The organism is Mucilaginibacter galii, assembly GCF_014635825.1.
Taxonomy (GTDB): Bacteria; Bacteroidota; Bacteroidia; order Sphingobacteriales; family Sphingobacteriaceae; genus Mucilaginibacter; species Mucilaginibacter galii.
Genome location: NZ_BMDO01000009.1, coordinates 72496 through 97390, shown reverse-complemented (window position 1 = coordinate 97390; position 24895 = coordinate 72496). Strand labels below are relative to the sequence as shown.

Annotated in this window: 22 protein-coding genes; 14 read left to right on the top strand and 8 right to left on the bottom strand. The window is 44.5% G+C overall.

Annotated features, from left to right (window positions below; all coding sequences use genetic code 11):
• Window positions 1-84 precede the first annotated feature (84 nt).
• Window positions 85-3438, bottom strand: coding sequence for a transcription-repair coupling factor (mfd, locus tag IEV61_RS15550; RefSeq protein WP_188417961.1), 3354 nt, complete (start codon window positions 3436-3438; stop codon window positions 85-87).
• Window positions 3439-3641: 203 nt separating this feature from the next.
• On the opposite strand from mfd, the gene IEV61_RS15545 reads away from it, so the two are divergent.
• The 6 genes from IEV61_RS15545 to IEV61_RS15520 all read left to right on the top strand — a co-directional run bounded on the left by IEV61_RS15545 (window position 3642) and on the right by IEV61_RS15520 (window position 8183).
• The gene (locus IEV61_RS15545) at window positions 3642-4052 is read left to right on the top strand and encodes a DUF4199 domain-containing protein (RefSeq protein WP_188417960.1); all 411 of its coding nucleotides are present in this window, start codon (window positions 3642-3644) and stop codon (window positions 4050-4052) included.
• Window positions 4042-4359, top strand: a complete 318-nt coding sequence (locus IEV61_RS15540; protein WP_229747168.1) for a DUF2752 domain-containing protein — start codon at window positions 4042-4044, stop codon at window positions 4357-4359. The genes IEV61_RS15545 and IEV61_RS15540 overlap by 11 nt, the downstream gene beginning before the upstream one ends.
• Complete coding sequence (locus IEV61_RS15535; protein ID WP_188417959.1) at window positions 4349-4708, top strand: TM2 domain-containing protein; 360 nt, start codon at window positions 4349-4351, stop codon at window positions 4706-4708. Before IEV61_RS15540 ends, IEV61_RS15535 begins: the two co-directional genes overlap by 11 nt.
• Window positions 4709-4807: 99 nt before the next feature.
• Window positions 4808-5905, top strand: a complete 1098-nt coding sequence (locus IEV61_RS15530; RefSeq protein WP_188417958.1) for a Nif3-like dinuclear metal center hexameric protein — start codon at window positions 4808-4810, stop codon at window positions 5903-5905.
• Entirely contained in the window at window positions 5905-6651 is a 747-nt protein-coding gene (locus IEV61_RS15525) for a zinc ribbon domain-containing protein (protein ID WP_188417957.1), read from the top strand. Before IEV61_RS15530 ends, IEV61_RS15525 begins: the two co-directional genes overlap by 1 nt.
• Window positions 6652-6701: 50 nt before the next feature.
• Window positions 6702-8183, top strand: a complete 1482-nt coding sequence (locus tag IEV61_RS15520) for a TTC39/IML2 family protein (protein ID WP_188417956.1) — start codon at window positions 6702-6704, stop codon at window positions 8181-8183.
• 7 nt (window positions 8184-8190) lie between these two features.
• Here IEV61_RS15520 and IEV61_RS15515 read toward each other — a convergent pair whose 3' ends face one another.
• Both IEV61_RS15515 and IEV61_RS15510 read right to left on the bottom strand, forming a co-directional pair.
• Complete coding sequence (locus IEV61_RS15515; protein ID WP_188417955.1) at window positions 8191-8937, bottom strand: class I SAM-dependent methyltransferase; 747 nt, start codon at window positions 8935-8937, stop codon at window positions 8191-8193.
• 108 nt (window positions 8938-9045) lie between these two features.
• Entirely contained in the window at window positions 9046-12237 is a 3192-nt protein-coding gene (locus IEV61_RS15510; RefSeq protein WP_188417954.1) for a S41 family peptidase, read from the bottom strand.
• 47 nt (window positions 12238-12284) lie between these two features.
• Here IEV61_RS15510 and IEV61_RS15505 point away from each other — a divergent pair, with 47 nt between their 5' ends.
• Window positions 12285-13577: a glycosyltransferase gene (locus IEV61_RS15505; protein ID WP_188417953.1), complete on the top strand. Its 1293-nt coding sequence runs from the start codon at window positions 12285-12287 to the stop codon at window positions 13575-13577.
• Complete coding sequence (locus IEV61_RS15500; RefSeq protein ID WP_188417952.1) at window positions 13570-14322, top strand: glycosyltransferase family 2 protein; 753 nt, start codon at window positions 13570-13572, stop codon at window positions 14320-14322. Before IEV61_RS15505 ends, IEV61_RS15500 begins: the two co-directional genes overlap by 8 nt.
• Before the next feature lie 252 nt (window positions 14323-14574).
• Here IEV61_RS15500 and IEV61_RS15495 read toward each other — a convergent pair whose 3' ends face one another.
• The 3 genes from IEV61_RS15495 to IEV61_RS15485 all read right to left on the bottom strand — a co-directional run bounded on the left by IEV61_RS15495 (window position 14575) and on the right by IEV61_RS15485 (window position 16902).
• Window positions 14575-15429 carry a UDP-2,3-diacylglucosamine diphosphatase gene (locus tag IEV61_RS15495; protein WP_188417951.1) on the bottom strand — a complete coding sequence of 285 codons (855 nt, stop codon included), beginning with the start codon at window positions 15427-15429 and terminating at the stop codon, window positions 14575-14577.
• Window positions 15430-15691: 262 nt separating this feature from the next.
• Entirely contained in the window at window positions 15692-16216 is a 525-nt protein-coding gene (locus IEV61_RS15490) for a DinB family protein (RefSeq protein ID WP_188417950.1), read from the bottom strand.
• Window positions 16213-16902, bottom strand: coding sequence for a YjjG family noncanonical pyrimidine nucleotidase (locus IEV61_RS15485; protein WP_188417949.1), 690 nt, complete (start codon window positions 16900-16902; stop codon window positions 16213-16215). The genes IEV61_RS15490 and IEV61_RS15485 overlap by 4 nt, the downstream gene beginning before the upstream one ends.
• 158 nt (window positions 16903-17060) lie before the next feature.
• On the opposite strand from IEV61_RS15485, the gene IEV61_RS15480 reads away from it, so the two are divergent.
• The gene (locus IEV61_RS15480) at window positions 17061-17333 is read left to right on the top strand and encodes a hypothetical protein (RefSeq protein WP_188417948.1); all 273 of its coding nucleotides are present in this window, start codon (window positions 17061-17063) and stop codon (window positions 17331-17333) included.
• 28 nt (window positions 17334-17361) lie between these two features.
• On the opposite strand, the gene upp is transcribed toward IEV61_RS15480, so the two are convergent.
• Together upp and IEV61_RS15470 are read right to left on the bottom strand one after the other, a co-directional pair.
• The gene (upp, locus tag IEV61_RS15475; RefSeq protein WP_188417947.1) at window positions 17362-18006 is read right to left on the bottom strand and encodes a uracil phosphoribosyltransferase; all 645 of its coding nucleotides are present in this window, start codon (window positions 18004-18006) and stop codon (window positions 17362-17364) included.
• A gap of 12 nt (window positions 18007-18018) precedes the next feature.
• Window positions 18019-18579, bottom strand: coding sequence for a hypothetical protein (locus IEV61_RS15470; RefSeq protein ID WP_188417946.1), 561 nt, complete (start codon window positions 18577-18579; stop codon window positions 18019-18021).
• Window positions 18580-18764: 185 nt separating this feature from the next.
• On the opposite strand from IEV61_RS15470, the gene uvrB reads away from it, so the two are divergent.
• The 5 genes from uvrB (at window position 18765) to IEV61_RS15445 (ending at window position 24754) form a co-directional block, all read left to right on the top strand.
• Window positions 18765-20786 carry an excinuclease ABC subunit UvrB gene (uvrB, locus tag IEV61_RS15465; protein ID WP_188417945.1) on the top strand — a complete coding sequence of 674 codons (2022 nt, stop codon included), beginning with the start codon at window positions 18765-18767 and terminating at the stop codon, window positions 20784-20786.
• Between the two features lie 13 nt (window positions 20787-20799).
• The gene (locus tag IEV61_RS15460) at window positions 20800-21564 is read left to right on the top strand and encodes a GDSL-type esterase/lipase family protein (protein WP_188417944.1); all 765 of its coding nucleotides are present in this window, start codon (window positions 20800-20802) and stop codon (window positions 21562-21564) included.
• Window positions 21565-21649: 85 nt separating this feature from the next.
• Window positions 21650-21901 carry a DUF4834 family protein gene (locus IEV61_RS15455; protein ID WP_188417943.1) on the top strand — a complete coding sequence of 84 codons (252 nt, stop codon included), beginning with the start codon at window positions 21650-21652 and terminating at the stop codon, window positions 21899-21901.
• A 5-nt stretch (window positions 21902-21906) separates the two neighbouring features.
• Window positions 21907-22221 (top strand): hypothetical protein, encoded by a 315-nt coding sequence (locus IEV61_RS15450; RefSeq protein ID WP_188417942.1) that lies wholly within the window; start codon window positions 21907-21909, stop codon window positions 22219-22221.
• 64 nt (window positions 22222-22285) lie between these two features.
• Complete coding sequence (locus IEV61_RS15445) at window positions 22286-24754, top strand: YfhO family protein (protein ID WP_188417941.1); 2469 nt, start codon at window positions 22286-22288, stop codon at window positions 24752-24754.
• The last annotated feature ends 141 nt before the right edge of the window (window positions 24755-24895 follow it).

Below are 24895 nucleotides of genomic sequence, written 5' to 3'. Positions count from 1 at the left end.
GCTTTCTTGTTTTTATGAGTTAAAATAAAGGTTAAATAGTTTAAATGACCACAAAGCTAATTACCCTAAATACGCTTCAAATAATTAAGCTGGGACACCTACGCCGATTTCGCTTAAAATATCTACCGCCTGCACTACACTGGTTACACCCTCTACGCTAATACGCAAGGTATTCTTCACCTCTTTCATATTCACCCGGCGTGGGTTGTTCTTTACAAAGTTGAGCACCTGCATAAACGCCTGCGATTCGAAGTAGGCCGATTGCTGGTTGGTAATGAAATAACCACGCAATACGTTCTTCTTCAACGATATTTTTTCAAAACCTATCGCTTTGCCCAGCCATTGCAGGCGCAGCGTGTCGAACAAATCGTTCACCTGGCGCGGGATAGGGCCAAAGCGGTCTGTCAATTGTTTTTCAAAGGCTATGAGTTGGGTTTCGTTTTCCAGCTTGGAGAGCTCTGCATATAGGTTGTAACGCTCAGTTAAGCTGGTTACATACTCGTTAGGGATCAATATCTCCAAGTCGGTATCTATCTGCGTAAAACTGATGAACGGCCGTGGCTTTTCATCCTGAAAAACTTCTTTAAATTCTTCGTCCTTCAGCTCCTGTATGGCTTCGTCCAAAATCTTATGATACATCTCGAAACCTATCTCGGCAATAAAGCCGCTTTGTTCAGCACCTAACAGGTTACCACTACCACGGATGTCCAGATCGCGCATGGCTACGTTAAAGCCGCTGCCTAAATCGCTGAATTCTTCAATGGCGCTCAGTCTTTTGCGGGCTTCCGAAGTCAGGGTAGACAGCGGAGGACTCAGCAGATAACAAAATGCTTTTTTATTACTCCGGCCTACGCGTCCGCGCATTTGGTGCAAATCGCTCAGGCCAAACATGTGGGCGTGGTTAATAATGATGGTATTGGCATTCGGAATATCCAAACCAGCTTCGATAATGGTGGTAGCCACCAGTACATCGTACTCATGGTTCACAAACTTCAGCATTACATCTTCCAGGTCATCGCCTTCCAGCTGACCGTGGGCTATACCTATACGTGCTTTAGGCACCAGTTTTCGTATCATGCCGCCTAATTGCATCAGGTCGGCTACACGGTTATGGATGAAAAAGATCTGTCCACCGCGTTCAATCTCGTATTCTACAGCGTCTTTAATGAGCGTGTCGTTAAATACATGCAACTCGGTAACCACCGGCTGGCGGTTAGGCGGCGGGGTAGATATAATGGAAAGATCGCGCGCACCCATCAAGGAGAAATGCAGGGTACGGGGTATTGGGGTGGCGGTCAGCGTGAGGGTGTCTACATCAGCCCGCATAGCTTTCAGCTTTTCTTTAGTGGCTACGCCAAACTTTTGCTCCTCATCAATTATCATGAGGCCCAAGTCTTTAAACTTCACATCCTTGCTTACCAGGCGGTGCGTGCCAATGATGATATCCAGTTTACCCTCGGCCAGTTTGGCCAGGCTGTCTTTAATTTGTTTGTTGGTTTTAAAACGGTTAATGAAGTCAACATTACAAGGGAAGCCCTTTAATCGGTCGGTAAAGGTTTTGTAGTGCTGGGCTGCCAAAATGGTGGTAGGCACCAGTACGGCTACCTGCTTGCTATCGGCAACGGCTTTAAACGCTGCACGGATGGCCACCTCTGTTTTGCCAAAACCTACGTCGCCGCAAATGAGCCGGTCCATAGGGTGCGGGGCCTCCATGTCTTTCTTGAAGTCGTTGGTGGCCTTTTCCTGGTCGGGCGTATCTTCGTAAATGAAGCTGGCCTCTAGTTCGGTTTGTAAATAGCTGTCGGGCGAAAAAGCGTTACCCTCTTTAGTTTTACGGATAGCGTAAAGCTTGATCAGGTCGCGGGCGATGTCTTTAACTTTTTTTTTTGTAGTCTTTTTTAACCGCTCCCAGGTGTCGGTACCCAGTTTATTCATTTTAGGAACCGAACCCTCTTTGCCGCTAAATTTAGAGATGCGGTTAAGCGAGTTAATGTTCACATACAACAAATCGTTATCGGCATAAATAAGCCGAATCATTTCCTGTATTTTGCCGCTTACTTCTACTTTTTCCAAGCCGGCATACTTGCCAATACCGTGGTCGATATGGGTTACGTAATCGCCTGGTTTAAGCTCGCGTAGTTCTTTCAGTGTTATAGCCTGAGTGCGCTGGTAACCCTTACGCAGTTTGTATTTATAGTAGCGGTCAAATATTTGGTGGTCAGTGTAGCAGGCCAGTTTCTGTTCCCGGTCAATAAAACCTTCGCGAATGGAAACATTAACCGGCGTAAATTTTACCGTTTTATCAAGATCCTCAAAAATGGCATACAGGCGTTCTACCTGTTTTGGGCTATCAGTAAAGATCAGGTTCTCAATATGCTCAGCCTCGTTATTCTTGATGTTATGAATAAGCAGCTGAAAATCTTTGTTGAAAGAGGGCTGCGGACGGATATCAAAGTTAATGCTATGGTCGGCCGTGTAAAAAAACTGCTTGCCAAACTCAATTACTGCAAAATCGTGCAGTTGGTCGGCAATCATTTTCTCATCAGTAAAAGCATATTTAGGGTCTATCCAATCGGGGTTCTGGTTCTTTTCATCGGCCGATAGCGCTTTCCATAGCTGGGTTGCTTTTTTATTGCCCTCCTGAATAACATCAAGCGTAAACTGTACATCGCGTATCCAAACCTGGGTATCGCGTTCTACATACTCTAATATGGAGATGTTATTTTCAGTCAGAAACTTAGATTGTACGTTAGGCACAATGGTCACCGATTTAACCCTTTCGGCCGATAGCTGGCTCTCAATTTCGAACGTACGAATGGATTCTATATGGTCGCCAAAAAACTCTACGCGGTAAGGTAGATCATGCGAAAAAGAGAAAATATCAACAATACCCCCACGCACCGAAAACTGGCCGGGCGAGTAAACAAAATCTACCCGTTCAAAGTCATACTCTACTAAAAACTCGTTGATGAAATCAATGCTCAGTTTGTTGTTTACTGATATTTCGAGCGTGTTTTTTTCTAACGAGGAGCGGTCAATCACCTTTTCGGCAACGGCCTCAGGGTAGGTAACAATGATCTGTCCATACTCGGTAGAGTGGTTCAATTCATTCAATACCTCAGCGCGGGCCAGCACGTTGCTGCTATCGGGCTGGGTAAACTCAAACGCTTTGCGGTAACTCGATGGGAATAACAAAACCTCTTTACCGGTAAGGTTTTCAATATCGGCCTGAAAGTAGCTGGCCTCCTCGCGGTCGGGTAAAATAAAAAGCTGGTGCTTGTGCTGTAAAAAGTACAAAGCTACCGCAATGGCAGCATCGCTCGAACCAACTAGTCCGCGCAATTGCACCCTTGGGTTTTTGGAACTGTTCAATGCCTGAGCAAGCGTGGTTAAACGCTGATCGGCCTTATATCTTTCTAAAATATCGCGAATATTCAAAACAGTGCAAAGATAAGCAAAAAAGATGCCGTGAGGTGAGAGTAAAGAGTACAGTGTCAAGAATACAGACGATGGCAGGTCAATATGACTTATTCTGTACTCTTAACTCTGTATTCTTGATTCCGTTCTAAAACAAATCGACTGCAATATTCCTTTTACCCTATATAACGATACTAATTATACCAACTTAAACAAGAAATACAATGAAAAACGCACTTGCATCCGGAATAATCATAGGTATTTTAAGCGGCTTATGGCTGTTTATAATGCGTTGGGCCGGTTATACTACTTTTAACGATCAGGTTGCACCTATCGAATACGTTTCAATTATCATCCCAGTATTAGGCTTGTTTTTGGGGCTAAAAAGCTACCGCGACCACGACCTTGGCGGTAAAATGGGCTTCCTCGAAGGCTTAATTCAAAGCTTTAAAATATTACTGGTAGGCGGAGCCATAGCTGCTTTCGGCGGATTTATCTACGTGAATTACGTAGAGGTAGAACACAACACCCGCGATTTTTCGGGCCGTTTATTTGGTGCTTTGCTTATTGGTGTGTTATCTTCACTGGCTGCAACCTTGTTATTAATGAACAAGTCGAACCATAGTGTTGATTAAAATCTTAAAGAAAAATATTGAACTCATATTTTGGCTAACGGCATTGCTGTCGTTAGCCATTTTCAATCCTGCTTCCCAAATCCATTTTTCACTTTGTGTTTTTAAACTGTTGGGCGTTACGTGGTGCCCGGGTTGCGGAATAGGCCATGCCATCAGCTGGCTTTTACATGGAAATTTACATGCCTCTTTTAAAGCACACTGGTTGGGCCTACCGGCACTGGCCATTATTTTTTACAGGATTTATAGCCTCATCTTAATGCAAATGTTTACTTTTAGGGAACTTAACCTAAAAGACCATGGAGTTTAATTATTACGCCACGTTTTCGGGAATCACACCCGAAGAGATGGCCTACCTTCAACAAGCTACCGCCAACATGAGCGAGGCGCAACACCGCAATTTTTTAATGATCTATAGCGGCAAACGGAAATCTGCACAGGATATACTTATATTTACATTGCTGGGTTTTATTGGTATTGCAGGCATACAACGCTTTATTATAGGCCAGGTGGGCATGGGTATTATCTATTTTTTAACCGGTGGATTTTGTTTCATAGGCACTATTGTAGATCTGATTAACCACAAAGGCCTGGCCGATGATTATAATCGCCAAATGATTTACGAGAGTGTTAATATTGCTAAGATGAGCAGTATGTAAACCCCTCCTAATCCTCCCTGGTAGGTAGGACTTAAAATTTAATAATAATTTAAAGATATTCAAAAAGCCCTCCCTCTCGGGGAGGGTGGGGAGGGGTTGATGAAACTTAACGAACTAACTACTTACCTGGAAAGTATAGCACCGCTGGCTTACCAGGAAGATTACGATAATTCGGGCCTCATAGTAGGCAACGGCAACCAGGAAATTACCCAGGGGCTCATCTCTTTAGATTGTACCGAAGCTGTGGTTGATGAAGCTATCCGTACAGGGTGTCAGGTCATTATATCGCATCATCCTATCGTTTTTAAAGGTTTGAAAAAGTTTAACGGCAAAACCTATGTAGAACGCGTGGTAGAAAAAGCCATCAGGCACAATATTGCCCTGTATGCTATTCACACCAATTTAGATAGCGTAATGGATGGGGTAAACGCCCGCATTTGCCAGGTATTGGGATTGAAAAATCCGCGCATACTCTCTGCCAAAAACGGCATCCTTAAAAAGCTGGTTACCTACGTCCCTTTAAGCCATGCGGCTGCTGTGCGCGATGCCTTGTTTAAAGCTGGCGCCGGTAACATTGGCGATTACAGTGAATGCAGCTTTAACGCCGAAGGTATGGGTACTTTCAAGGCAGGGCAGGATACCAACCCCTATGTGGGACAGCCCGGCGAGCAGCACCACGAAGCCGAAACACGTATTGAAACCATTTATCCGGCTCACCTGGAAAGTAAGATATTGATGGCTTTGTTCCTCAATCACCCTTACGAGGAAGTGGCTTACGACTTATACACTTTAACCAACCAGTACCAGCAGGTAGGCGCGGGCATGATAGGGGAGTTAGAGATGCCCTTGAGCGAAACCGACTTTTTGGGAAGTGTTAAAGCTAACTTAAAAGCAGCGGTTATACGCCACACCCAACTTACAGGCAAACCTGTAAAAAAAGTGGCTGTTTGTGGTGGCTCAGGCGGCTTCTTGTTAAAGCAGGCTATAGCTGCTGGTGCCGATGTTTTTGTAACGGCCGATTACAAGTACCACGAGTTTTTTGATGCCGAAGATAAAATTGTAATTGCCGATGTGGGACATTTTGAAAGTGAGCAATTTACCCAGCACTTATTGTATGAAATAATACAGAAAAAATTTAGTAACTTTGCCGTCCGTTTAACAGAAATTAATACAAACCCCATAAAATATTTTATTTGATGGAACAAACCATAGAACAGAAGCTGAAAGCTTTATTTGACCTGCAAACAATTCACACTAAAATAGACAAAATTCGCCAGATAAGAGGAGAGTTGCCTATGGAAGTGGCTGATTTGGAGGATGATGTAGCCGGCCTCGAAACCCGCATCCAAAAAATAAAAAATGAACTGGATGATTTAGAGGATGATATTGTAACCCGCAAAAACCTGATCCGTGATGCACAGGCCAATATCAAAAAATACGAAACTCAGCTTAACGAGGTAAAAAACAACCGTGAGTATGATGCAATTTCGAAAGAAATTGAAATTCAGGGTTTAGATATCCAGGTGAGTGAGAAAAAGATACGTGAGTTTGGTTTTGAGATCTCTTCAAAAACCCAGATCTACGAAAAGGCACTTGCCGATTTAGAAGGTCGTAAAAATGACCTGGACGCCAAGAAAGCCGAGTTAGGTACTATTACCGCCGAAACTGAAAAAGAAGAAAGCGAATTGAATGCCCAGGCCGAAAAAGCTATCCCAACTATTGAAGAACGTTTGCTAATTGCTTACAACCGCTTGCGTAAAAACGCTAAGAACGGTTTGGCCGTAGTAACTATTCAGCGCGATTCTTGCTCTGGTTGCTTTAACCAAATTCCGCCTCAGCGCCAGTCAGACATCCGTCAGCGTAAAAAAATTATCGTTTGCGAGCACTGCGGCCGTATTTTGGTTGACGAGCAAATGGGTGTTGAAGAAGAGCAAACTGCATAATCAACTTTAATAAAAATGATATAAGGCGCCTAAAAGGCGCCTTTTTTGTAATGACAAAATATTTTCTTCCGTTAAGTATTCTTCTGCTCATTAGCTTTAAAGCCAGTGCTAATTTTGACGTGAACGCCAATTGTATACAGGCGTATAAAAATATCCTCAGCTTTAAGCTTTCGGCCGCACGCCAGCAAATTGACCGCGAAAAGGCCACCCATCCGCAAAATGGTTATGCCCTATTGCTCGATAATTATTACGATTACTTTTGGATGTTAAGCACCGAAAGTAAAAGTGATTACGACCGCCTTAAAGGAAACAAAGCCGATAGGTTAGATAAGCTGGAGGATGAAGATAAAGCATCGCCCTATTACAACTTTGCGCTGGCGCAGGTACAATTACAATGGGCCTTGCTCAACAGCCGCTTTGGCGATAATACCACCGCAGGTTTTGCCATTAATAGAGCCTACCGTTTGTTAAACGATAACCAGAAAAAGTTCCCCGCGTTTTTGCCCGATGATATTCCTTTAGGGGTAGTGACCGTAGCTTTAGGCGCCTTGCCCGATGGCACGCTGAAAAGTGTATTAAACGTTTTTGGTATTAAGGGCAATATTAGTAACGGTATAAATTTGTTGCAAAGCGTAACCGCCCGTTTGCCGCAATCTGCCTATGCCATGTATTACGACGAGGCGGTATTTTATACCACCTACCTGCAAGCCGATGTGGTTAACGACCCGCAGGCTTATACCAAGATGCAGCAATATACTGCCCGTATGGATAACGGTAGCTTGCTCAAAAGCTATATACAAGGTTATATAGCGCTACGTACAGGGCACAGCACCGAGGCTATAAAATATTTTGATAAACGCCCCGAAGGTAATGAATACCAACCTTACCCATACCTCGATTACCTCACCGGCCTTGCCAAAATGAATATTTTGGATAATACGGCCAACAATTATTTTAACAAGTTTTTGCAAACCAATAAAGGGGTAAACTTTATTAAAGATACTTACCTGCACCTGGCCTGGGATGCCCTGCTGGATGGAAACATTAAGCGGTATGAAGCCTTTGCCCAATTAGCCAAAACCAAAGGGTACATTTATAACGAAAAAGATAAGCGCGCATTAACCGAAATTGCTGATCCGCAATATAACCCAAACCTGCTGCGTGCCCGCCTTTGGTTTGACGGAGGCTTGTATGAAAAGGCCCTGGCGTTATTGAAAGATAAAAACGCTGATAATTACTCCACCGTACACGACAAAGCCGAGTACTATTACCGCCTTGGCCGGGTATATGATGCCTTGCAGCGAGATAGTAACGCTTTGGTTACCTATCAGCAGGCTATTAACACAGGCAAAGGTACCTCGTATTATTTTGCGCCCATGTCGGCCTTAAAGATGGGTAACTTGTATGAGCAGCGTAAAGATAGCAACCATGCGATCAGTTATTATAATATGGCCATTGGCTTTAAAAACCATCAGCAGGAAAACAGCATCGAGCAAAAAGCTAAAGAAGGTTTAAAGCGTTTAAAGCAGTAAAGCTACATTACTTTGTTGCCTGCAAAACAATGTAAGGCGATAGTGCCTTACTTTCCATCGGCACCGCTTTAGTAAACACTTTACCGGCAAACCATAAGGCTTTTAAGAAACCTCTGGTAAAGCCGCTTTGCTGTTTCATGTTTTCCAGCCAGAGCGAAAAATGACCGTAGTAATAAGCTTCAACCTGTTGTAAGCCCAGTTCTTTACAATAAGCGGCAAGCTGTGCGGGGTTCATGCTGTCGATATTGTGCTTATTATAATTATCCATATCATAGGTGCGCTGCACCCAGCCGTTAAGGCCTGTAAAATTGGGTAGTGTAATAAAGAGCGTGCCGCCAGGTTTTAAAAATTGCAGGTGGCGGGCAATAATATCTTTGGTATCCTGAAAGTGCTCTATCAATCCGCAAGATAATACAAGGTCGTATTGCTGCAGTGGCTCATGTTTAAATAGGTCGCCCTCTATAACTTTTACATCGCCGGTGGTAAGCTGGTTAGCGGCTAATACCTCGGTTAGTACGGGTTGGTGCACATAAAAGTCGAACAGGGTGGTGTCCAGCCCGAAATACTTCTTTAAAAAAATGGCATAATAGCCCGGGAAGCCACCTAATTCAATAGCTGTTTTAATATTCTTATTGGCCAGCAGCTTTTTAAACAACTGGTGAAAAGTGTAATTAACCGGTACAGCAAAAGCCAGGTCGGTTTTAGATTCCCAGTAATTAGCCCAAAATTTTCGGTCGGTGAGTTCGTTGCTCATTAGCTTGCAAAGAAAATAAAAATAAAATAAAGCCCCTCCTAAATACTCCCCGGGAGGGAGGACTTTTTTAATCTTCATACAAGCCTCCCTCCCGGGGAGGGGTGGGGCTTATTTCAATTGCTTCATAATTTCCTGTATGGCTTTATCCAGTTGTGGGTCTTGGTTGTTCACCCGGTCAGTAAAGCTGGTTTTGATATAGATGTCGGGTTTCACACCTTCTTTTTCAATGTCTTTACCATCTAAGGTATAACAGCCCCAGGCTGGTATGCGGTAGCTCGAGCCATCTACCAGGCCTTTAGCGCTCGTGAAAATGATCCAGCGGTAAGTTTCGGTGCCAATAATTTTGCCTAAGCCTAAAGCTTTAAAGCCTTGGGCGGTCATTTCGCCATCGCTCAGGGTTTGCTCGTTTACCAACAAAATAATAGGTTTAGCCGCCGGTGCAAAGTTAGGTTGCGGCGTACGCTCGCCTCCGCGGTATTGCCATTGCAGGTAAGGTCGCTGCGATAGAAATTTCAATACATCATCGTGTACGTTGCCGCCCGTATTATATCGTAAATCAAGAATGAGGGCATCTTTCTTATACGCATCATCCACCATATCTTCCAGGAAGGTTTCTAACGCACCTGTCGACATGTCTTTCATGTGTGCGTAAGCAATGCGGTTCTTGCTTTTTTGGGTTACTTCTTTGCGATTATTATCTATCCATTCATCGTACAAATTGGTTTTGAAACGGGCCGCAGCTTCGGGATGGATTTTTACTGTAACTACCGTACCCTGGCGGTCGAAAGTTAGTTCTATCTCTTCATCCAGCGAGGGTTTGGTAAAGTAATAGTTACGGTCCTGTTTCTCATCAACGGTTACACCGTTTACGGCTTTGAGCCTGTCGCCGGCTTTTAAGTTAACTCCGGTACGGTCGGCATTGCTCATATTAAGTACTCGTACTACGCGGTACGGGTCGTTATCGTCAAACACAATACCGGTTTCCATCGTTCGGTAGCGCAGGTTGGTACGCTCTTCCATACCCGAGGTATTGAAGCCCATATGCGACGAATTTAATTCGCCCAGCATATCTTCTAGCAGTAAACGCAGGTCGGCACGGTTGTTTAGGTAAGGCAGGTAGGTGGCGTAAACATCATGTATCTTGTTCCAATCGGCGCCATGAAAATTGCCGTCGTAATAGTTTTCTTCCAAGCCGGCCCAAGCCTCGTCAAACATCTGCTTAAACTCACTTTCGAGGTTGCGGTTAAAACGGTAGCTTAATTCAACCTTATCTATCTTATTCTGGTCTAAATTTAACTTATACAAGTTACCGTTGCTGCCCAGCAGATAATACTTATCGCCGCCGTTTAAAATATCGTAACCAAAAATATCGGCACCGGCCAGTTTTTCGGTTTTAGCACTCTCAAAGTTTTCGAGGGTGGTACGGTAAACGGCGGGTTTGCCTTCATTTTGGGCAGAGAGGTAATAAACCAAGGTTTTATCGCCTTTTTGTATCACATAGGGCGAATTTTGGCTACTAAAATCAGGACTGATGCGTTCCAGCCTTTTCATAATGTCGCTGGTGTTGATCACCATAACGGCAGGAGCCTTCGGTACAGGTTGTTCAGATATTGGCTTTTTGGCCGCACCTTTCTTTGATTTGCCTTTATCCGTCACCGCAGGTGCATCCGGCTTTTTCTCTTCCTTAAACAGGTCACGAAATTTATCCAAACGGAAAGCCTCATCAAACTTTTGCAGCGGCATGCGGTAAATATGCGCATCCTTTGAGCCATACGGGTATTCGGGCTGCGTGCGCGACGAGGTAAAGTATAGATACTTGCCATCGGGCGACCAGTAAGGTTCTGACTCGGTGACACCGGTGTTGGTTAAGTTAATGGTTTTGCCGCCTTGCACATCGTAAACAAAAATATCCTGCTCAAAGTTGCGGTGCGCCGTGTAAGCCACATACTCGCTATTAGGCGAAAAGTGAGGTTGCGAATTTTGAAATCCCCAGATCTCATCTTTGGCAATGGTCTTGCTGGCCAATGATTTTAAATCGATGATACGTACTTCATCACGGCCGCTCAGGTACACACCCTGGGTACGGGCTTTGTTCATGCTGAGTAAACGGTTGCTGCGTTTATCGGCAGTGAGTTGCTTGGGTTTCGCAGTGCCATCGGCAGGGATTGTGTACCAGTTGGTGTAACCGCCTAAAGTTTGGGTGTAAATTACGGTGCGGTTATTGGCCAAAAACTTAGCCTCGGTAACACGTTCGCCGCTGTTGCGCTCAATTTTGCGAACAAACTTACCATCGGCATCGCTTACAAATAATTCGCCGCGCGATACCATGACCAATTTCTTACCATCGGCAGAAAGATCGGCCGATTCTATTTTGCCGGCAATGTCAAACTCTTGGTCTTTGGGCAGTACATTGTTGCGTGCCAGTCCAAAACTTAGCTTTTGCGTTTGCTTGGTAGCTACATCGTAAACGTGCAGCTGGTAGTCTTTTTCAAATACCACCTTGCGGCCATCGGCACTTACAAAAGGGCGCTTAATAGAGGTGGGGAATTGCGTTAGTGCGGTTTTTTTACCGTTGACGAAGGTATAGAGATTGTATTCGCCGTTGGCTTCGTCAGAAATGAAGTAGATATTACCCTTGCTGTCTATGGTTGCGCCGTAATCCTTGCCAATCCACTTAGTGTACTGTTTGTAGGCTTTGGTTTTGGGGTTGTACGATTGTATGTCGGGGTTGTAATCGCCTTTGTAGTGCTTACGCTGCGGAAAACGGTAACTTTCCCAGGTGTTGCCAAAAAACAGTTCGCCGGTTTGCGGGTGTGGTACCACGCCGTGTATGGTGTTAAAATAATTATCAAACACGCGTACAGGGGTGCCGCCGGTACGTGGAACATTGTAAGCTGCAAAGCTATTATACCGGCCCGAAGTGAAATAAATAGATTTGCTGTCCCAACTCCAACTGTCAACCTCGTCGCCCGACTCGTGGTAGGTAAGCTGTTTGATTTCACCACCAGCCATGGGCATTACATAAACATCGCTGTTGCCAAACTGGTTAGACGAAAACGCCAGCCATTGCCCATCAGGAGATACCCGCGGATTGGTTTCATTACCTTGCATGGCCGTTAAGCGCATGGCCGACTGTCCTTTGAGATCAGCTTTCCACAGGTCGCCTTCGTAGCTAAAAATCACTGTGTTGCCATCTGGCGTTAAGGTAGGATAGGCGGTAAAGTAGCTGGCCGGTTGTTGAGCATACAACCAGCATGGAAGGGCAGAGAGTAAAAAAAATGCAGCGTAAATTTTTTTCATATGATGGTTTTAACAGATTGCTGTGCTATAAAATGTATTTTTGAAACATGCTAAATGTAGTGCACATAAACACTTATGATGGTAACGGCGGTGCCGGCAGGGCTTGCCTGCGGCTAAACAACGCATTGCTTGCCGAAAATATTAATTCCAAAGTAATTGTGCACTATAAGTTTGGCAAAAACCCGTCGGTGTTAACGTTTAACAGTACGGCAATTCAAAAAGCCTATACGGCAGCTACCATTGTGGTAGAGCGTTTGCTGGCCAAACGTTTACTCAAACCCATGAAACGCACACCGTTTTCGTTTACATGGTTTGGCCGGTCGGTAATTCATCACCCCGATGTAAAGGCGGCCGACGTGATACACCTGCACTGGGTAAACCATAGCTTTTTAAATCCTGCTCATTTGGCCGAGTTAGCCAAGTTGAATAAACCTATTGTGTGGACCTTTCATGACAGCAATGCCTTTACTGGCGGCTGTCATGTACGTTATACCTGCGATCATTTTTTGCGCCAGTGCGGCCATTGCCCACTATTGAAGAAAGCCGATGCCGACGATGCTTCACACAAAATATGGGCACAAAAACACGAGGCTTACCAGCAGTTGAAGTTTAATATAGTAGCTCCCAGCAGTTGGATGCTGAGCTCCGTGCTGATGAGTAGTTTGATGCAGGATAAGCCTGCCTTACAGGTACCTAACACCCTTGAAACTGATATTTTTAAACCAACTGATAAAGCACAAGCTAAAAAGCAATTAGGTTTGCCCGAAGATAAATTCATTTTCCTGACCGGCTTTATGCCATCGCGTAAGGATATGCACAAGGGAACAAGCTATTTGCTGGAAAGCTTAGAGCTCTTGAAAGAAAGATTAGGCGTAAACGCGCAACAGGTAGAACTGGTGGTTTTTGGTAACCGCAACGCGAAGGATGTGCCCGATTTTTCTTTCAAAACCAGTTTTTTAGGTACTATTAATGATGATGCTAAACTGGCCATGTGCTATGCCGCTGCCGATGCTTTTTTGATTCCATCGCTCGAAGATAATTTGCCTTATACCGTAATGGAAAGTCTCTCTTGCGGTACGCCTGTGGTGGCCTTTACCACTGGTGGCATACCCGATATGGTGCAGCACCTGCAAAACGGTTACCTGGCCGAATACCGTTCTGCTAAAAGCTTTGCCGATGGTATGGAGTGGGCCATTAACCACGAAAATGCTACCGCCTTGCAACAGCAGGCCCGCCAAACGGTGATGGATAAATTTGCCGAGCCTGTAATTGCCCAAAAGCATATACAATTATATAACCAGTTAGTGGAAAAAGCGCAGCCGGGAGGGGTCAATGTTTAAGCCCAAGTTGAGTGTAATTACCATAGTGTACAATAACGTGCGCCATATTGAGCGTACCATGTTATCGGTCATCAATCAAACTTACAGCAACATTGAGTACATTTTAGTTGATGGATTTTCTACCGATGGTACGCTGGAGATTGTGCAGCAATACACTAGCCAGATAGAAACCCTTATTAGCGAAAAGGATAAAGGCATTTACGATGCCATGAACAAAGGGCTGGCTGCAGCCACCGGCGATTACGTGATCTTTATGAACTCAGGCGATGAGTTTTATGCACCCGATACCGTAGCGCAGGTTTTTTCCACAGTCGCTGATGCCGACATTTACTATGGCGAAACCGAAATGATTGATGAGGTAGGTAACAGCTTAGGGCAGCGCCGCCATAAAGCACCCACACAGTTTACCTGGCGCCATTTTAAATATGGCATGAGTGTTAGCCACCAGGCCATTTACATTAAGCGCTCGCTAACGCAGCCTTATGACACGCAGTATGAACTAAGCGCCGATATTGACTGGATATTGCACGCCGCCAAAAAGGCTGAAAAGATCGTGAACGTGCACAGGTATGTTGCCAAATATTTGGTGGGAGGCATGTCTAAACAAAGGCATCAGCAAAGTTTGAAAGAGCGCTTTGCCATTATGCGCAAGCATTACGGGTTGTTACCTACGGTGTTTAACCATGCGGTTATTGCTTTTAATTTGGGTTGGTACTGGTTGTTAAATAGGCGGACTAACGATTAAATACACAAGAATCTTCATTGCGATGTACAAAGCAATCTCAGTATAAGCTTGTGCATTTTGAACTTTGTTTAGTGCTGTTAAAGTTACTTCGTCTCGCTCTTGGCCGCGAGAGGCCCATTACTTTTTGTCTTGATACAAAAAGTAACAAAAAAATCAAGCCATCGCAATCCCTGCCTTTGCCCACAAGGCCAGCTCCCGGCCGGGTGCGCTGGCAGCCCTGCGCTTTCTGGGAGTTGCTTTAGGCATGAAATTTTAATGCGTTTCCACTTTAAATTTCTCTAACAGTACTTTTATGTCCAGGCTATTATTCAAATCTTCGGTGTCTGCTTTATCTTCTTCGTCGGGTTCGCTGGCAAAGTCGGCGGGGTTATATTTGAAGATGCTCCAGTTGCCTTTGTGGTATTCAAGAGCGGTGAGGCTTTCTACCCAATCGCCAGAGTTAAGGTAGAGTACCGAGCCGGGGGCATCGGTAGCCTTAATGGTGCGGATATCGGCGTGGTGGATGTGGCCGCAAATTACATAGTCGTACTGCTTATCTACCGCTAAATCGGCCGCGGTTTGTTCAAAGTGGTTAATGAATTTTACCGCATCTTTAAACTTGCCTTTTATCTTTTGCGAGAAACTCATTTTTTGCCTGCCCAGTGTCGTAAGGAACCAGTTAACCATACTGTTCAGGATAATTAATGTATCGTAACCTACGGCACCTAATTTGGCCAGCCATTTAGAGTGCTGCATGGTAACATCGAATACATCGCCGTGAAAAATCCAGGCTTTTTTATCATCAACGTCTAAAACCAGTTTATTAAGGAGTTGAAATTTGCCCAGGTTAAAATCGGCAAACTTGCGCAGCATTTCGTCGTGGTTGCCGGTAAGATAATAAACCGGAATGCCTTCGGTCACAAATTTGAGCAGTCGGCGCACCACCTTCATGTGCGATTCGGGCCAGTACGATTTGCTGAATTGCCAGATGTCGATAATATCGCCGTTAAGAATTACTTGTTTGGGGCGGATGCTTTTGAGGTAGCGTAGCAGCTCCTTAGCCTGGCAGCCATAAGTGCCCAGGTGCACATCAGAGATCACTACAATATTAACGTCGCGTTTGGCCATTACGGGTTTTTAAACGTAAAGCGTTATCAGGGCACCTGCGGGCAGGTACGTCAAAATAAAGGTTAACTCAACGTAGTTGCAGGGTTTATTCGTCTTCATCATCTTCCTTTACACTCAGCTCGTAAGGGCTTAGGTAAAAGGCGGCGAGTAACAAAAGTAAACCAGTAACTATCAGGTATGGAAACTCGATATTCATAATAACAGGATAAAAGTCAGGTATTTAAATTACTTCACTGTTAAGACTCTGTTAAATGTACGATAGTTACTTATGTGGAAAACTTTTTTGAATGTTGCTTAACTGCTTTAAATGATGGCGGGTATGCATACGGATAAATTTGATCCATTGCGCAGCCGTAAGCATGCCCAGGCCGGGATGTGCTACTTTGCTATCTTCGGGTGCATGCCCTGCCAGGTGTGCAATTTCGTCTACCCGTTTGCGTAGTTTTATAATAAGATTACGCGCATCCTCTTTAGATATTTTCTTGGTAATAGCGTCCAGAGCTGCAGGTGCTTTCCGTTTACCGGGTGGAAACTGCCCCAGTAAAAACACGATCATTCCTTTCAGGTTTAGCCCCTTACTAGTAATAACCCCTGTTTTTCGGCAGCACTTTTCGGCCGCTATAGACGAACCCAGGTTAGCCTGCATAATATGCGAATACACCTCGGCATAACTCCAGCCACCTATCGGCGGTGTTTCGGTAAACTGCTCGTCGGGTATCTCATCCAACCATTGGCGATACTCATCGAGCGCGGAATTGATCTTTTGGTGTTCTTCGGCTATATTCATAACAAGCGTGTTAATTCGTCCAAACTATGTACTTGCACCGGCACATCATTCGGTTTGGGTGCATGAAGTGGGTTGAAATAGATAGCATCCATACCAAAATTTAATGCGCCATAAATATCGGCTTCCAGGCTGTCGCCTATCATGATGCTTTCTTCTTTGGTGGCCCCGGCCAGTTTGAGGGCGTGGTCAAATATACCTTGACGTGGTTTGTTAACCCCTACTTCTTCCGAAATGATGATATGCTGAAAGTATTTGAGCAGTCCCGAACCGGCAAGCTTCACATCCTGCGATTCGCGGAACCCGTTCGAGATCAGGTGCAGCGTATATTTATTTTGCAGGTAGGTCAGTGTTTCGTGCGCATGCGGGAAAAGATTGGTTTTAGTAGGACACAGCTTTACATAGGCATCTTCAAAGGCTACCGGCATAGCGTCGGGCGGCAGGCCTAAATCGGTAAAGGTTTTGCTGAAGCGGGTTTGGCGTAGCGTTTCCTTGTCAATTTTACCCAGGTGATAATCGGCCCATAGGGCATGGTTGTTACGGGTGTAAGTAGCAATAAATTCTGCAGCCGATGATAGTCCTAAAGTTTCTAAGTTGTGCAATACGAACAACTCGTGTAAAGCTTCTTCGGCATTGCGGTCAAAATCCCAAATGGTATGGTCGAGGTCGAAGAAGATATGTTTTTTCATTTCAGGAGGTATGGTGTTCGCTTTCGGAGTTAATGATACAAAAATTGTTATTTCGGCTCACACTCAGAAATAATTATTCATCGGCAAAATAGCGAACCCAATTTTAGTAAACCCTTATTCCGCTTAAACGTTTCACATGATACATATCATCCATCATTATGAAACTATTTCAAAACGCAATAACCAAACTTACAGGAGCTAAAGCCATTGGTGCCGAAGCTATTGGTGCAAGGGTCATAGGTGCATCGGCAGTTGGTGCCTCGGTGCTGGGTGCTTTTGCATTGGGTGCCATAGCAGTTGGCGCTATCGCTATAGGCGTAGTAGCCATAGGCCGGGTGGGTATCAAACGTATAGTTATTAAAGAGCTGAAAGGGGGTACACTTACGGTAGATAAGTTATTGGTAAAGCAAAAGGGAGAAGCGCAAGTTTAATCACCCTTCCCGGTTTAACAATCGAGGACTATACCTTCTCTCCAAACGCTAAATCGCCTGCATCGCCCAAGCCGGGTACAATGTAAGATTTGGTGGTCATTTCTTCATCAACGGCGCCAATCCATAAACTGGCCATCGGCAGGTTGGCGCGTACATGCTCTACACCCTCGGTGCTGGCAATTACGGCGGCTATGTGCAAGGCTTTCAGCTGGTACTGGCCCATTAGTTCTTTACATACTTGCACCAGGCTTTGCCCGGTGGCCAGCATAGGGTCGCATATGATGAGCGTTTTGCCGTCCAGGTCGGGTGTGGAAATGTGTTCTAACTGAATTATGAAAGTGCCGTTCTTTTTTACCTTACGGTAAGCCGTTACAAAAGCCGATGGCGCTTGGTCAAACACGTTCATGAATCCCTGGTGAAACGGAAGTCCGGCCCGCAGTATGGTGCATAATACCGGCTGTTCAGCCATTATATTTACCTGTGCTACGCCTAAAGGTGTTTGCACCTCTACCGCTTCGTAATTTAGGCCTTTGCTTATTTCATAGGCCAGCACTTCGCCAATGCGTTCCAAATTACGCCTGAAACGCATACGGTCGAGCTGTAATTGAGCATCGCGCAGCTCAGCCAGGTACTGGTTGCATACGGTGTTGGTTTCGTTTAAGATGAAAAGCATATGGATAGTGAGTTAGTTCGATAAATAATTTCCGTCAAAGTCCCAATGGTATTTTCTGTATTCAAAATCAGTTACAAATATACCTTCATCGGTAATTCTGAAATCCTGTTTGCTATCTAATGTTAAAAATATATCCGCGCCTCCCTGACTCCATACAATTTGGCCATTAGGACTTACTCGCGATACTTCCATTTCACCATGTATTATATAATCGCTTTTATACTTAAATATTTGAAAACAAGTCGCCATGTCGGCTTGAGTGTTCCAATGCAATGTTAACTCCGGAATAGATAAGCAAAATAATGTGTCGCAACAGCACATCACTAATCTGTCTTCATCATAAACAAAAGAAGTTTCACTAACACGCGTACCGCCTCCTGTTGCACCAACCAACACCTTCTTCAATAATGTATCATACTCGTAAACTTCGATAGCAATCATTGAGGTGGGGCGGTACTCCGTATCAAAGAAGTAAACGGTATCATATTGCTCTGCATTGTCAGTTGACCATGGTTTATAAGTCGAATTATCTTTTAGCTTTACATGGTAAGTTTGTGTGTTGAAACTATGCATTCAATTGGCTTATTGTCTTTGTAAATATAGAATAATCGACTACGTTTTAATCATAGTTATGTATTCATTTTAAGAATGGCAAACTATAATTATATTAAAAACGTTTTTATCATATTTATGGCAATGCTATCAAATTTAGTATTTTTCATTAAAGGGGTTGCTGTTTTTTCGTATCTTTATACTACATGGATTTTAAGATCAATTCTAATTATATACCATCCGGCGATCAGCCTGAAGCCATTAAACAGTTAGTTACCGGCTTAGAAAGTGAGCAATACCAAACGCTGCTGGGTGTAACCGGCTCGGGTAAAACTTTTACCATTGCCAATGTTATTGAACAAACGCAGCGCCCTACTTTAATATTAAGCCATAACAAAACCTTGGCGGCGCAGCTTTATGGCGAGTTCAAGCAGTTCTTCCCCGAAAATGCGGTGAACTACTTTGTGTCATACTACGATTATTACCAGCCGGAGGCGTTTATTCCCTCCTCAAATACTTATATAGAAAAAGATCTGCAGATCAACGAGGAGATAGAGAAGCTGCGTTTGCGTACTACCTCGGCATTAATGTCGGGCCGCAGAGATGTAATTGTGGTGTCGTCTATTTCCTGCATTTATGGTATGGGTAACCCTGAAGATTTTACCAACTCCATTTTCAAGTTTGCCGTTGGTACCCGCATTAGTCGTAATGCCTTTTTGCACCGACTGGTCGAAATTTTGTATGCCCGCACTACGGCCGATTTTAAACGTGGTACTTTCCGTGTGAAAGGCGATACGGTGGATATTTATCCGGCGTATCTCGATTATGCTTACCGTATCTCTTTTTATGGCGATGATATTGAGGAACTAAGCAGTTTTGACCCGCAAACCGGTAAAACGGTGGAGAAAATGCCAAGCATGGTGTTGTTTCCGGCTACGCTGTATGTGGCACCGCGCGACAGGTTTACCAACAGCATTTGGGCCATTCAGGAAGAACTGGAAATGCGCAAGCAGCAGTTTATCGACGAAAAACGTTTCCTGGAAGCCAAGCGCCTCGAAGAACGAGTGAACTACGATTTGGAAATGATGCGCGAACTGGGTTACTGCTCGGGTATCGAAAACTATTCTCGCTTTTTTGACGGCCGTAAGCCGGGTATGCGCCCCTTTTGTTTGCTGGATTATTTTCAGGATGATTACCTCATGGTGATCGACGAAAGTCACGTGACCGTGCCACAAGTGCGGGCTATGTATGGCGGTGATAGATCGCGCAAGATCTCGCTGGTAGAATATGGTTTCCGCTTGCCTGCGGCGATGGATAACCGTCCGTTAAACTTTGAAGAATTTGAACGGCTGGCCCCGCAAACCATTTATGTGAGCGCCACCCCCGGCGATTTTGAATTGGAAAAATCGGGTGGGGTAGTGGTAGAGCAGGTAATACGCCCTACGGGATTGTTAGACCCGCTGATTGAAATTCGCCCTATTATTAACCAGGTGGATGATTTGCTGGATGAGGTAGACAAGACCATTAAAATGGGCGACCGCATTTTGGTAACCACGCTCACCAAGCGCATGAGCGAGGAGTTGGCCAAATACATGGACCGCCTGGGCATCAAATGCCGCTACATTCACTCGGAAGTAAAAACTTTAGAACGGGTTGAGATTTTACGTGGCCTGCGTTTAGGTGAGTTTGATGTATTGATAGGAATCAACTTATTGCGCGAAGGTTTGGATTTACCGGAGGTATCGCTGGTAGCTATTTTAGATGCTGACAAAGAAGGTTTCCTGCGTTCGGAACGCTCGCTGATACAAACCATTGGCCGCGCCGCCCGTAACGACAGGGGCCGGGTAATTATGTATGCCGATACCATTACCGAAAGTATGCGCGTAACCATGGAAGAAACCGACCGTCGCCGTGAAAAACAGATCGCTTATAATCTGGAGCATGGTATTACGCCAAAAACGGTAGGCAAATCGCGTGAGGCTATTTTAGAGCAAACCTCTGTTATGGACTTCAAAGGGGGGACACAAAAGGCTTACGTAGAAGATGCAGAAATTACCCTGGCTGCCGACCCTATTGTGCAATACATGACCAAGCCGGAACTAAAGAAATCTATTGAAAATACCAAGAAAGAAATGATGGCTGCAGCAAAAGACATGGACTTCCTCGCAGCCGCCAAGTTGCGTGACGAAATGTTTGCCCTCGAAAAAATGATGACCGAAAAGTTTTAATATTGCAGGTGCTATGAATAAATTATTGGCTTACCCTGCAATAGTGCTCTTACTGCTTTTAAGCTCTTTTGGTTTTGATAAGCAGGAGAATATCAACATTGTGTTTATTGGCGACAGCATTACTCATGGCACTATGGCTAAAGACCAGTCGCCGGTTATTTACGCGGGCAATTACTTGAATGAGAAGCAGCTGTTTAAAAAAATTCAGGTTGCTAACCAGGGTGTAAGCGGCTTTACCACGGTCGATTTTTTACCGGCTACCCATAAGGCTTACCCTAAAGTAAAAGCCGCTGCCAATGAATTTTATAGTGATAGTACAGCTCAGCTGGTTTTCTCAATAATGCTGGGTACTAATGATAGCGCGATTAAAGGCCCCACAGGTTCGCCGGTTAGTGCGGCAAATTACCGCGCCAACTTAACCACCATTGCTGATAGCTTGCTCGCCGCCTACCCCTCCAGCAAAATTGTGCTCAATTACCCCATTTGGTATAGCAACAACACGCACAACAGCGGTGCTGCTTATATGGAAGAAGGGCAGTTGAGGCTAAAATCTTACTGGCCCGAAATCGATGCCGTGGTGAAAGCATTTAAAAGGAGCCACCCGCGTCATGTTTTCAAAGGCGACCGAAAAGCATATCAGTATTTTGAAGAACATTATAAGACGGACCTCAAGCCCGAGAAAGGCTTAGACGGTGTTTTTTATCTGCACCCTAATAAGCCTGGAGATATGGCTTTGGGCACATATTGGGCAAAGGCCATCAGCAAGGCTATTAAGTGATTTTACACCCTGCTAACAAGGGCAATTATCATAACCAAACATTTTATCCGTTATAAACTTATATTTGTAGTCAAATTTTCATCAAATGTTATTAATACGTTTTCTGATCATCACCGTTTGTGTACTATGGCTTATACGCACTTTGGCGCGTATATTTTTGCCTATGCTTTTTCAGAGCATGGTAAACAAAGCTACGCAGCAGCACAACCAACCATACCAGCAGCAACCACCAAGGCAAGCCGAGGGTAAGGTAAAAGTTGATTTTGTACCCCCCGGCCCCAAAAATACCATCCCAGATAATGAAGGTGATTTTGTTGACTACGAGGAAGTAAAATAAGTGCTATGAAACCGCCCGAAAATTTATTCAGAGATCGTAATTACAGCCAGCAATCGCTGGTATCGTTAATTACCGCCAACTATATCGTTTTTGCCATAGCTGTGCAGGCCTCAGTAAATTGCCAGCGTGTGCATTGGTTTTTATGGATAGTACTGGCAGGTTTGGCCGTTTATAATTATTTCACCATTAAGCGCAACATCGATGAGTTTAGCGAAAAAAGAACGCAGATCATCTACGGATTAAGCATGTTGGGCTTAGCCCTACTCTATTATTTGCTGGGCGTTGTGGGCTTGCATTGCAACTTGGGTAAACCCGTGTAAACTAATCGTTTCTATTATCGCTCATTTTTATATTTTTGGGGAATAATTTTTTCCCTACAGATAAATGAGTAACTGGTTTAAGCGCAATGGCATTCACTTTGCCATCTTCGGATTTTTTTTAGCGATTTGTTTCGTTTATTTCTCCCCTGTATTTCAAGGTAAAGCGCTCTTCCAAAGCGATGTGCTGCAGGCCCAGGGTATGCAGAAAGAAATTATGGACGTAAAGGAGCAAACCGGTAAAGCCCCTTTATGGACCAATAGCATGTTTGGCGGTATGCCCGCTTATCAAATTTGGGTGCCTTACCCTAACAATATCACTACTTACGTTATTTCGGCTTTAAAAGCTGTTTTTCCTAACCCGGTAGATACGGTACTATTGTACCTGATGGGTGCTTACTTCCTGTTTTGCGTATTAAAATTAAACCCCTGGCTGGCCGCAGCTGGCGCTATTGCCTACTCATTTTCATCCTATAACTTTATTATTATTGATGCAGGGCACGCCAACCAGGCGTTGGCTATCGCGTTTTTTGCACCTATTGTGGCCAGCATCCTGCTAACGCTCAGGGGAAAATACCTGCTGGGGTCGGCCTTAACGGCGCTGTTCCTCGCTATGGAGATCAGGTGCAATCACATCCAAATGACTTATTACCTCATGCTGGCCATCTTTATTTTGGTGGGTATTGAGTTATACCATGCCATTAAAGCTAAAAATTTATCCGCGTTTTTAAAACCGGTAGGTTACCTGGCGCTTTCAACATTGCTGGCGGTTGCTGTTAATGCAGCCATGCTATGGACAAGTTATGAGTATGGTAACGAGTCTATCCGTGGTAAATCAAACTTAACTCAGCACACCACGCAGCCCTCAAATGGTTTGGATAAAGAATACGCTTACCAGTATAGCCAGGGTGTAGCCGAGTGCTTAACCTTTTTGGTGCCCAACATTTACGGTGGTAACAGCAGCGGTCCAAAAGACGCTGATTCTAAAGTGGTAAAACTATTAAGTGAAAAGGTAGACCCAACCCAGGCAGCCGGCGTAGCGCAGCAGTTCCCTTTGTATTGGGGCGATAAGCCTATCATTGGTGGGCCGTGGTATTTTGGTGCTGCTATTTGCTTCCTGTTTGTCTTAGGCTTACTCATTGTAAAAAGCCGCTTAAAATGGTGGTTACTGGGTGCTACGTTACTGAGTATCTTCTTATCGTTTGGCCGCAATCTGCCTTTTTTGTCAGATCTGTTCTTTCATTACTTCCCGCTGTACAACAAGTTCCGTACGGTAGAATCTATATTGGTGGTTGCCGCCTTATGTTTCCCGGTACTGGGTTTTATGGCTATCCAGGAAATCATCACCGCCACCGATAAAGCGTTTGTACTAAGCCGCGTTAAAATTGCTTTCTACATCACCGGCGGTTTAACCCTGCTGATGATTGTATTGCCTGATGCCTTGTTGAGCTTTAAAGCCGATAATCACCAGGAATTTGTAGGTCAGTTAACGCAAATGACCGGCGGCGATAACTCTTTTGCCAACGCCATTGCCAACGCCCTGGTGCAAGACCGTGTTTCTATTGCACGTGCCGATGCTATCCGTTCGTTCATATTTATTGCCCTTGCCTTCGGCTTGCTTTGGGCGCTTATCAAGCAAAAGATCAACGTTACCGTAGCCTCTTTAGCGTTCTTGCTTATAACCCTGGTAGATATGTGGGGTGTTGATAAACGTTACCTTAAAGATGAAAACTTTGTGGCCAAAGAAGATCTGAAAGGCCAGTTCAGGGAGCGCGAGGTTGATACCTTTATCAAACGCGATACCGACCCTGATTTCCGCGTATTGGATATGACCGGTAATCCGTTCACCAACGCCTATACTTCATACTTCCACAAAAGCATTGGTGGTTACCATGCGGCAAAGTTGAAGCGCTATCAGGAATTGATCGAGAACCAGTTTACCAAGAGCATGAACCAGGATGTGCTTGATATGCTGAACACCAAGTATATTATCACTACCGACGAAAAAAATCAAAGCGCAAAAATGTCGGCCAATGTTACAGCCTGCGGCCATGCCTGGTTTGTAAAGAGTATAAAGTATGCGAAGAACGCCGATGAGGAAATGCTGGCGATCAGCAGTTTCGATCCAAAGAACGAAGCCATTGTTGATGAGAGTTACAAAAACCTGATCGATAACAAACCCCGTTCTATTGACCAGGCTGCTACCATTAAGCTGGTAAGCTACAATCCTGATCATTTAGTTTATGAAAGTGGTTCGCAATCTAACCAAACGGCTGTGTTTTCGGAGATTTACTATGATAAAGGCTGGAAGATGCTGATCGACGGTGTGGAAAAACCATATTTCCGTGCCGACTATGTATTGCGTGCTGCGGAAATACCGGTAGGTAACCATAAAATCGAATTTGTTTTCCATCCAACTTCGTACTACACCGGCGAAGGTATATCCTTAGCCAGTTCAATATTACTGGTGTTAGTACTGGGTGGTGCAGTGTATGCCGAAAATAAAAAAGGTACAACGCTCCAAAAGAAAGCGTAAGCGCTGCTTGTAATTGAATATTTGAAGGGATAAAGCTCACGGCTTATCCCTTTTTGTTTAACGCTCATTTTCGAGCACAACTAATTATTTATGGGCGGCTAAGTGCATTAATGCAAAACCCGTTTATATTTGCAAGGCAAC

What these genes read in the sequence shown, in the direction of transcription:
- IEV61_RS15445 (WP_188417941.1), top strand. Translation starts at nt 22,286, where the DNA reads ATGAGTAACTGGTTTAAGCGCAATGGCATTCACTTTGCCATCTTCGGA.
- IEV61_RS15525 (WP_188417957.1), top strand. Translation starts at nt 5,905, where the DNA reads ATGGAACAAACCATAGAACAGAAGCTGAAAGCTTTATTTGACCTGCAA.
- IEV61_RS15530 (WP_188417958.1), top strand. Translation starts at nt 4,808, where the DNA reads ATGAAACTTAACGAACTAACTACTTACCTGGAAAGTATAGCACCGCTG.
- IEV61_RS15470 (WP_188417946.1), bottom strand. Translation starts at nt 18,579, where the DNA reads ATGCATAGTTTCAACACACAAACTTACCATGTAAAGCTAAAAGATAAT.
- IEV61_RS15480 (WP_188417948.1), top strand. Translation starts at nt 17,061, where the DNA reads ATGAAACTATTTCAAAACGCAATAACCAAACTTACAGGAGCTAAAGCC.
- IEV61_RS15460 (WP_188417944.1), top strand. Translation starts at nt 20,800, where the DNA reads ATGAATAAATTATTGGCTTACCCTGCAATAGTGCTCTTACTGCTTTTA.
- IEV61_RS15520 (WP_188417956.1), top strand. Translation starts at nt 6,702, where the DNA reads ATGACAAAATATTTTCTTCCGTTAAGTATTCTTCTGCTCATTAGCTTT.
- IEV61_RS15455 (WP_188417943.1), top strand. Translation starts at nt 21,650, where the DNA reads ATGTTATTAATACGTTTTCTGATCATCACCGTTTGTGTACTATGGCTT.
- uvrB (WP_188417945.1), top strand. Translation starts at nt 18,765, where the DNA reads ATGGATTTTAAGATCAATTCTAATTATATACCATCCGGCGATCAGCCT.
- IEV61_RS15500 (WP_188417952.1), top strand. Translation starts at nt 13,570, where the DNA reads ATGTTTAAGCCCAAGTTGAGTGTAATTACCATAGTGTACAATAACGTG.
- IEV61_RS15490 (WP_188417950.1), bottom strand. Translation starts at nt 16,216, where the DNA reads ATGAATATAGCCGAAGAACACCAAAAGATCAATTCCGCGCTCGATGAG.
- IEV61_RS15450 (WP_188417942.1), top strand. Translation starts at nt 21,907, where the DNA reads ATGAAACCGCCCGAAAATTTATTCAGAGATCGTAATTACAGCCAGCAA.
- IEV61_RS15510 (WP_188417954.1), bottom strand. Translation starts at nt 12,237, where the DNA reads ATGAAAAAAATTTACGCTGCATTTTTTTTACTCTCTGCCCTTCCATGC.
- IEV61_RS15545 (WP_188417960.1), top strand. Translation starts at nt 3,642, where the DNA reads ATGAAAAACGCACTTGCATCCGGAATAATCATAGGTATTTTAAGCGGC.
- IEV61_RS15505 (WP_188417953.1), top strand. Translation starts at nt 12,285, where the DNA reads ATGCTAAATGTAGTGCACATAAACACTTATGATGGTAACGGCGGTGCC.
- IEV61_RS15515 (WP_188417955.1), bottom strand. Translation starts at nt 8,937, where the DNA reads ATGAGCAACGAACTCACCGACCGAAAATTTTGGGCTAATTACTGGGAA.
- IEV61_RS15485 (WP_188417949.1), bottom strand. Translation starts at nt 16,902, where the DNA reads ATGAAAAAACATATCTTCTTCGACCTCGACCATACCATTTGGGATTTT.
- IEV61_RS15535 (WP_188417959.1), top strand. Translation starts at nt 4,349, where the DNA reads ATGGAGTTTAATTATTACGCCACGTTTTCGGGAATCACACCCGAAGAG.
- IEV61_RS15495 (WP_188417951.1), bottom strand. Translation starts at nt 15,429, where the DNA reads ATGGCCAAACGCGACGTTAATATTGTAGTGATCTCTGATGTGCACCTG.
- upp (WP_188417947.1), bottom strand. Translation starts at nt 18,006, where the DNA reads ATGCTTTTCATCTTAAACGAAACCAACACCGTATGCAACCAGTACCTG.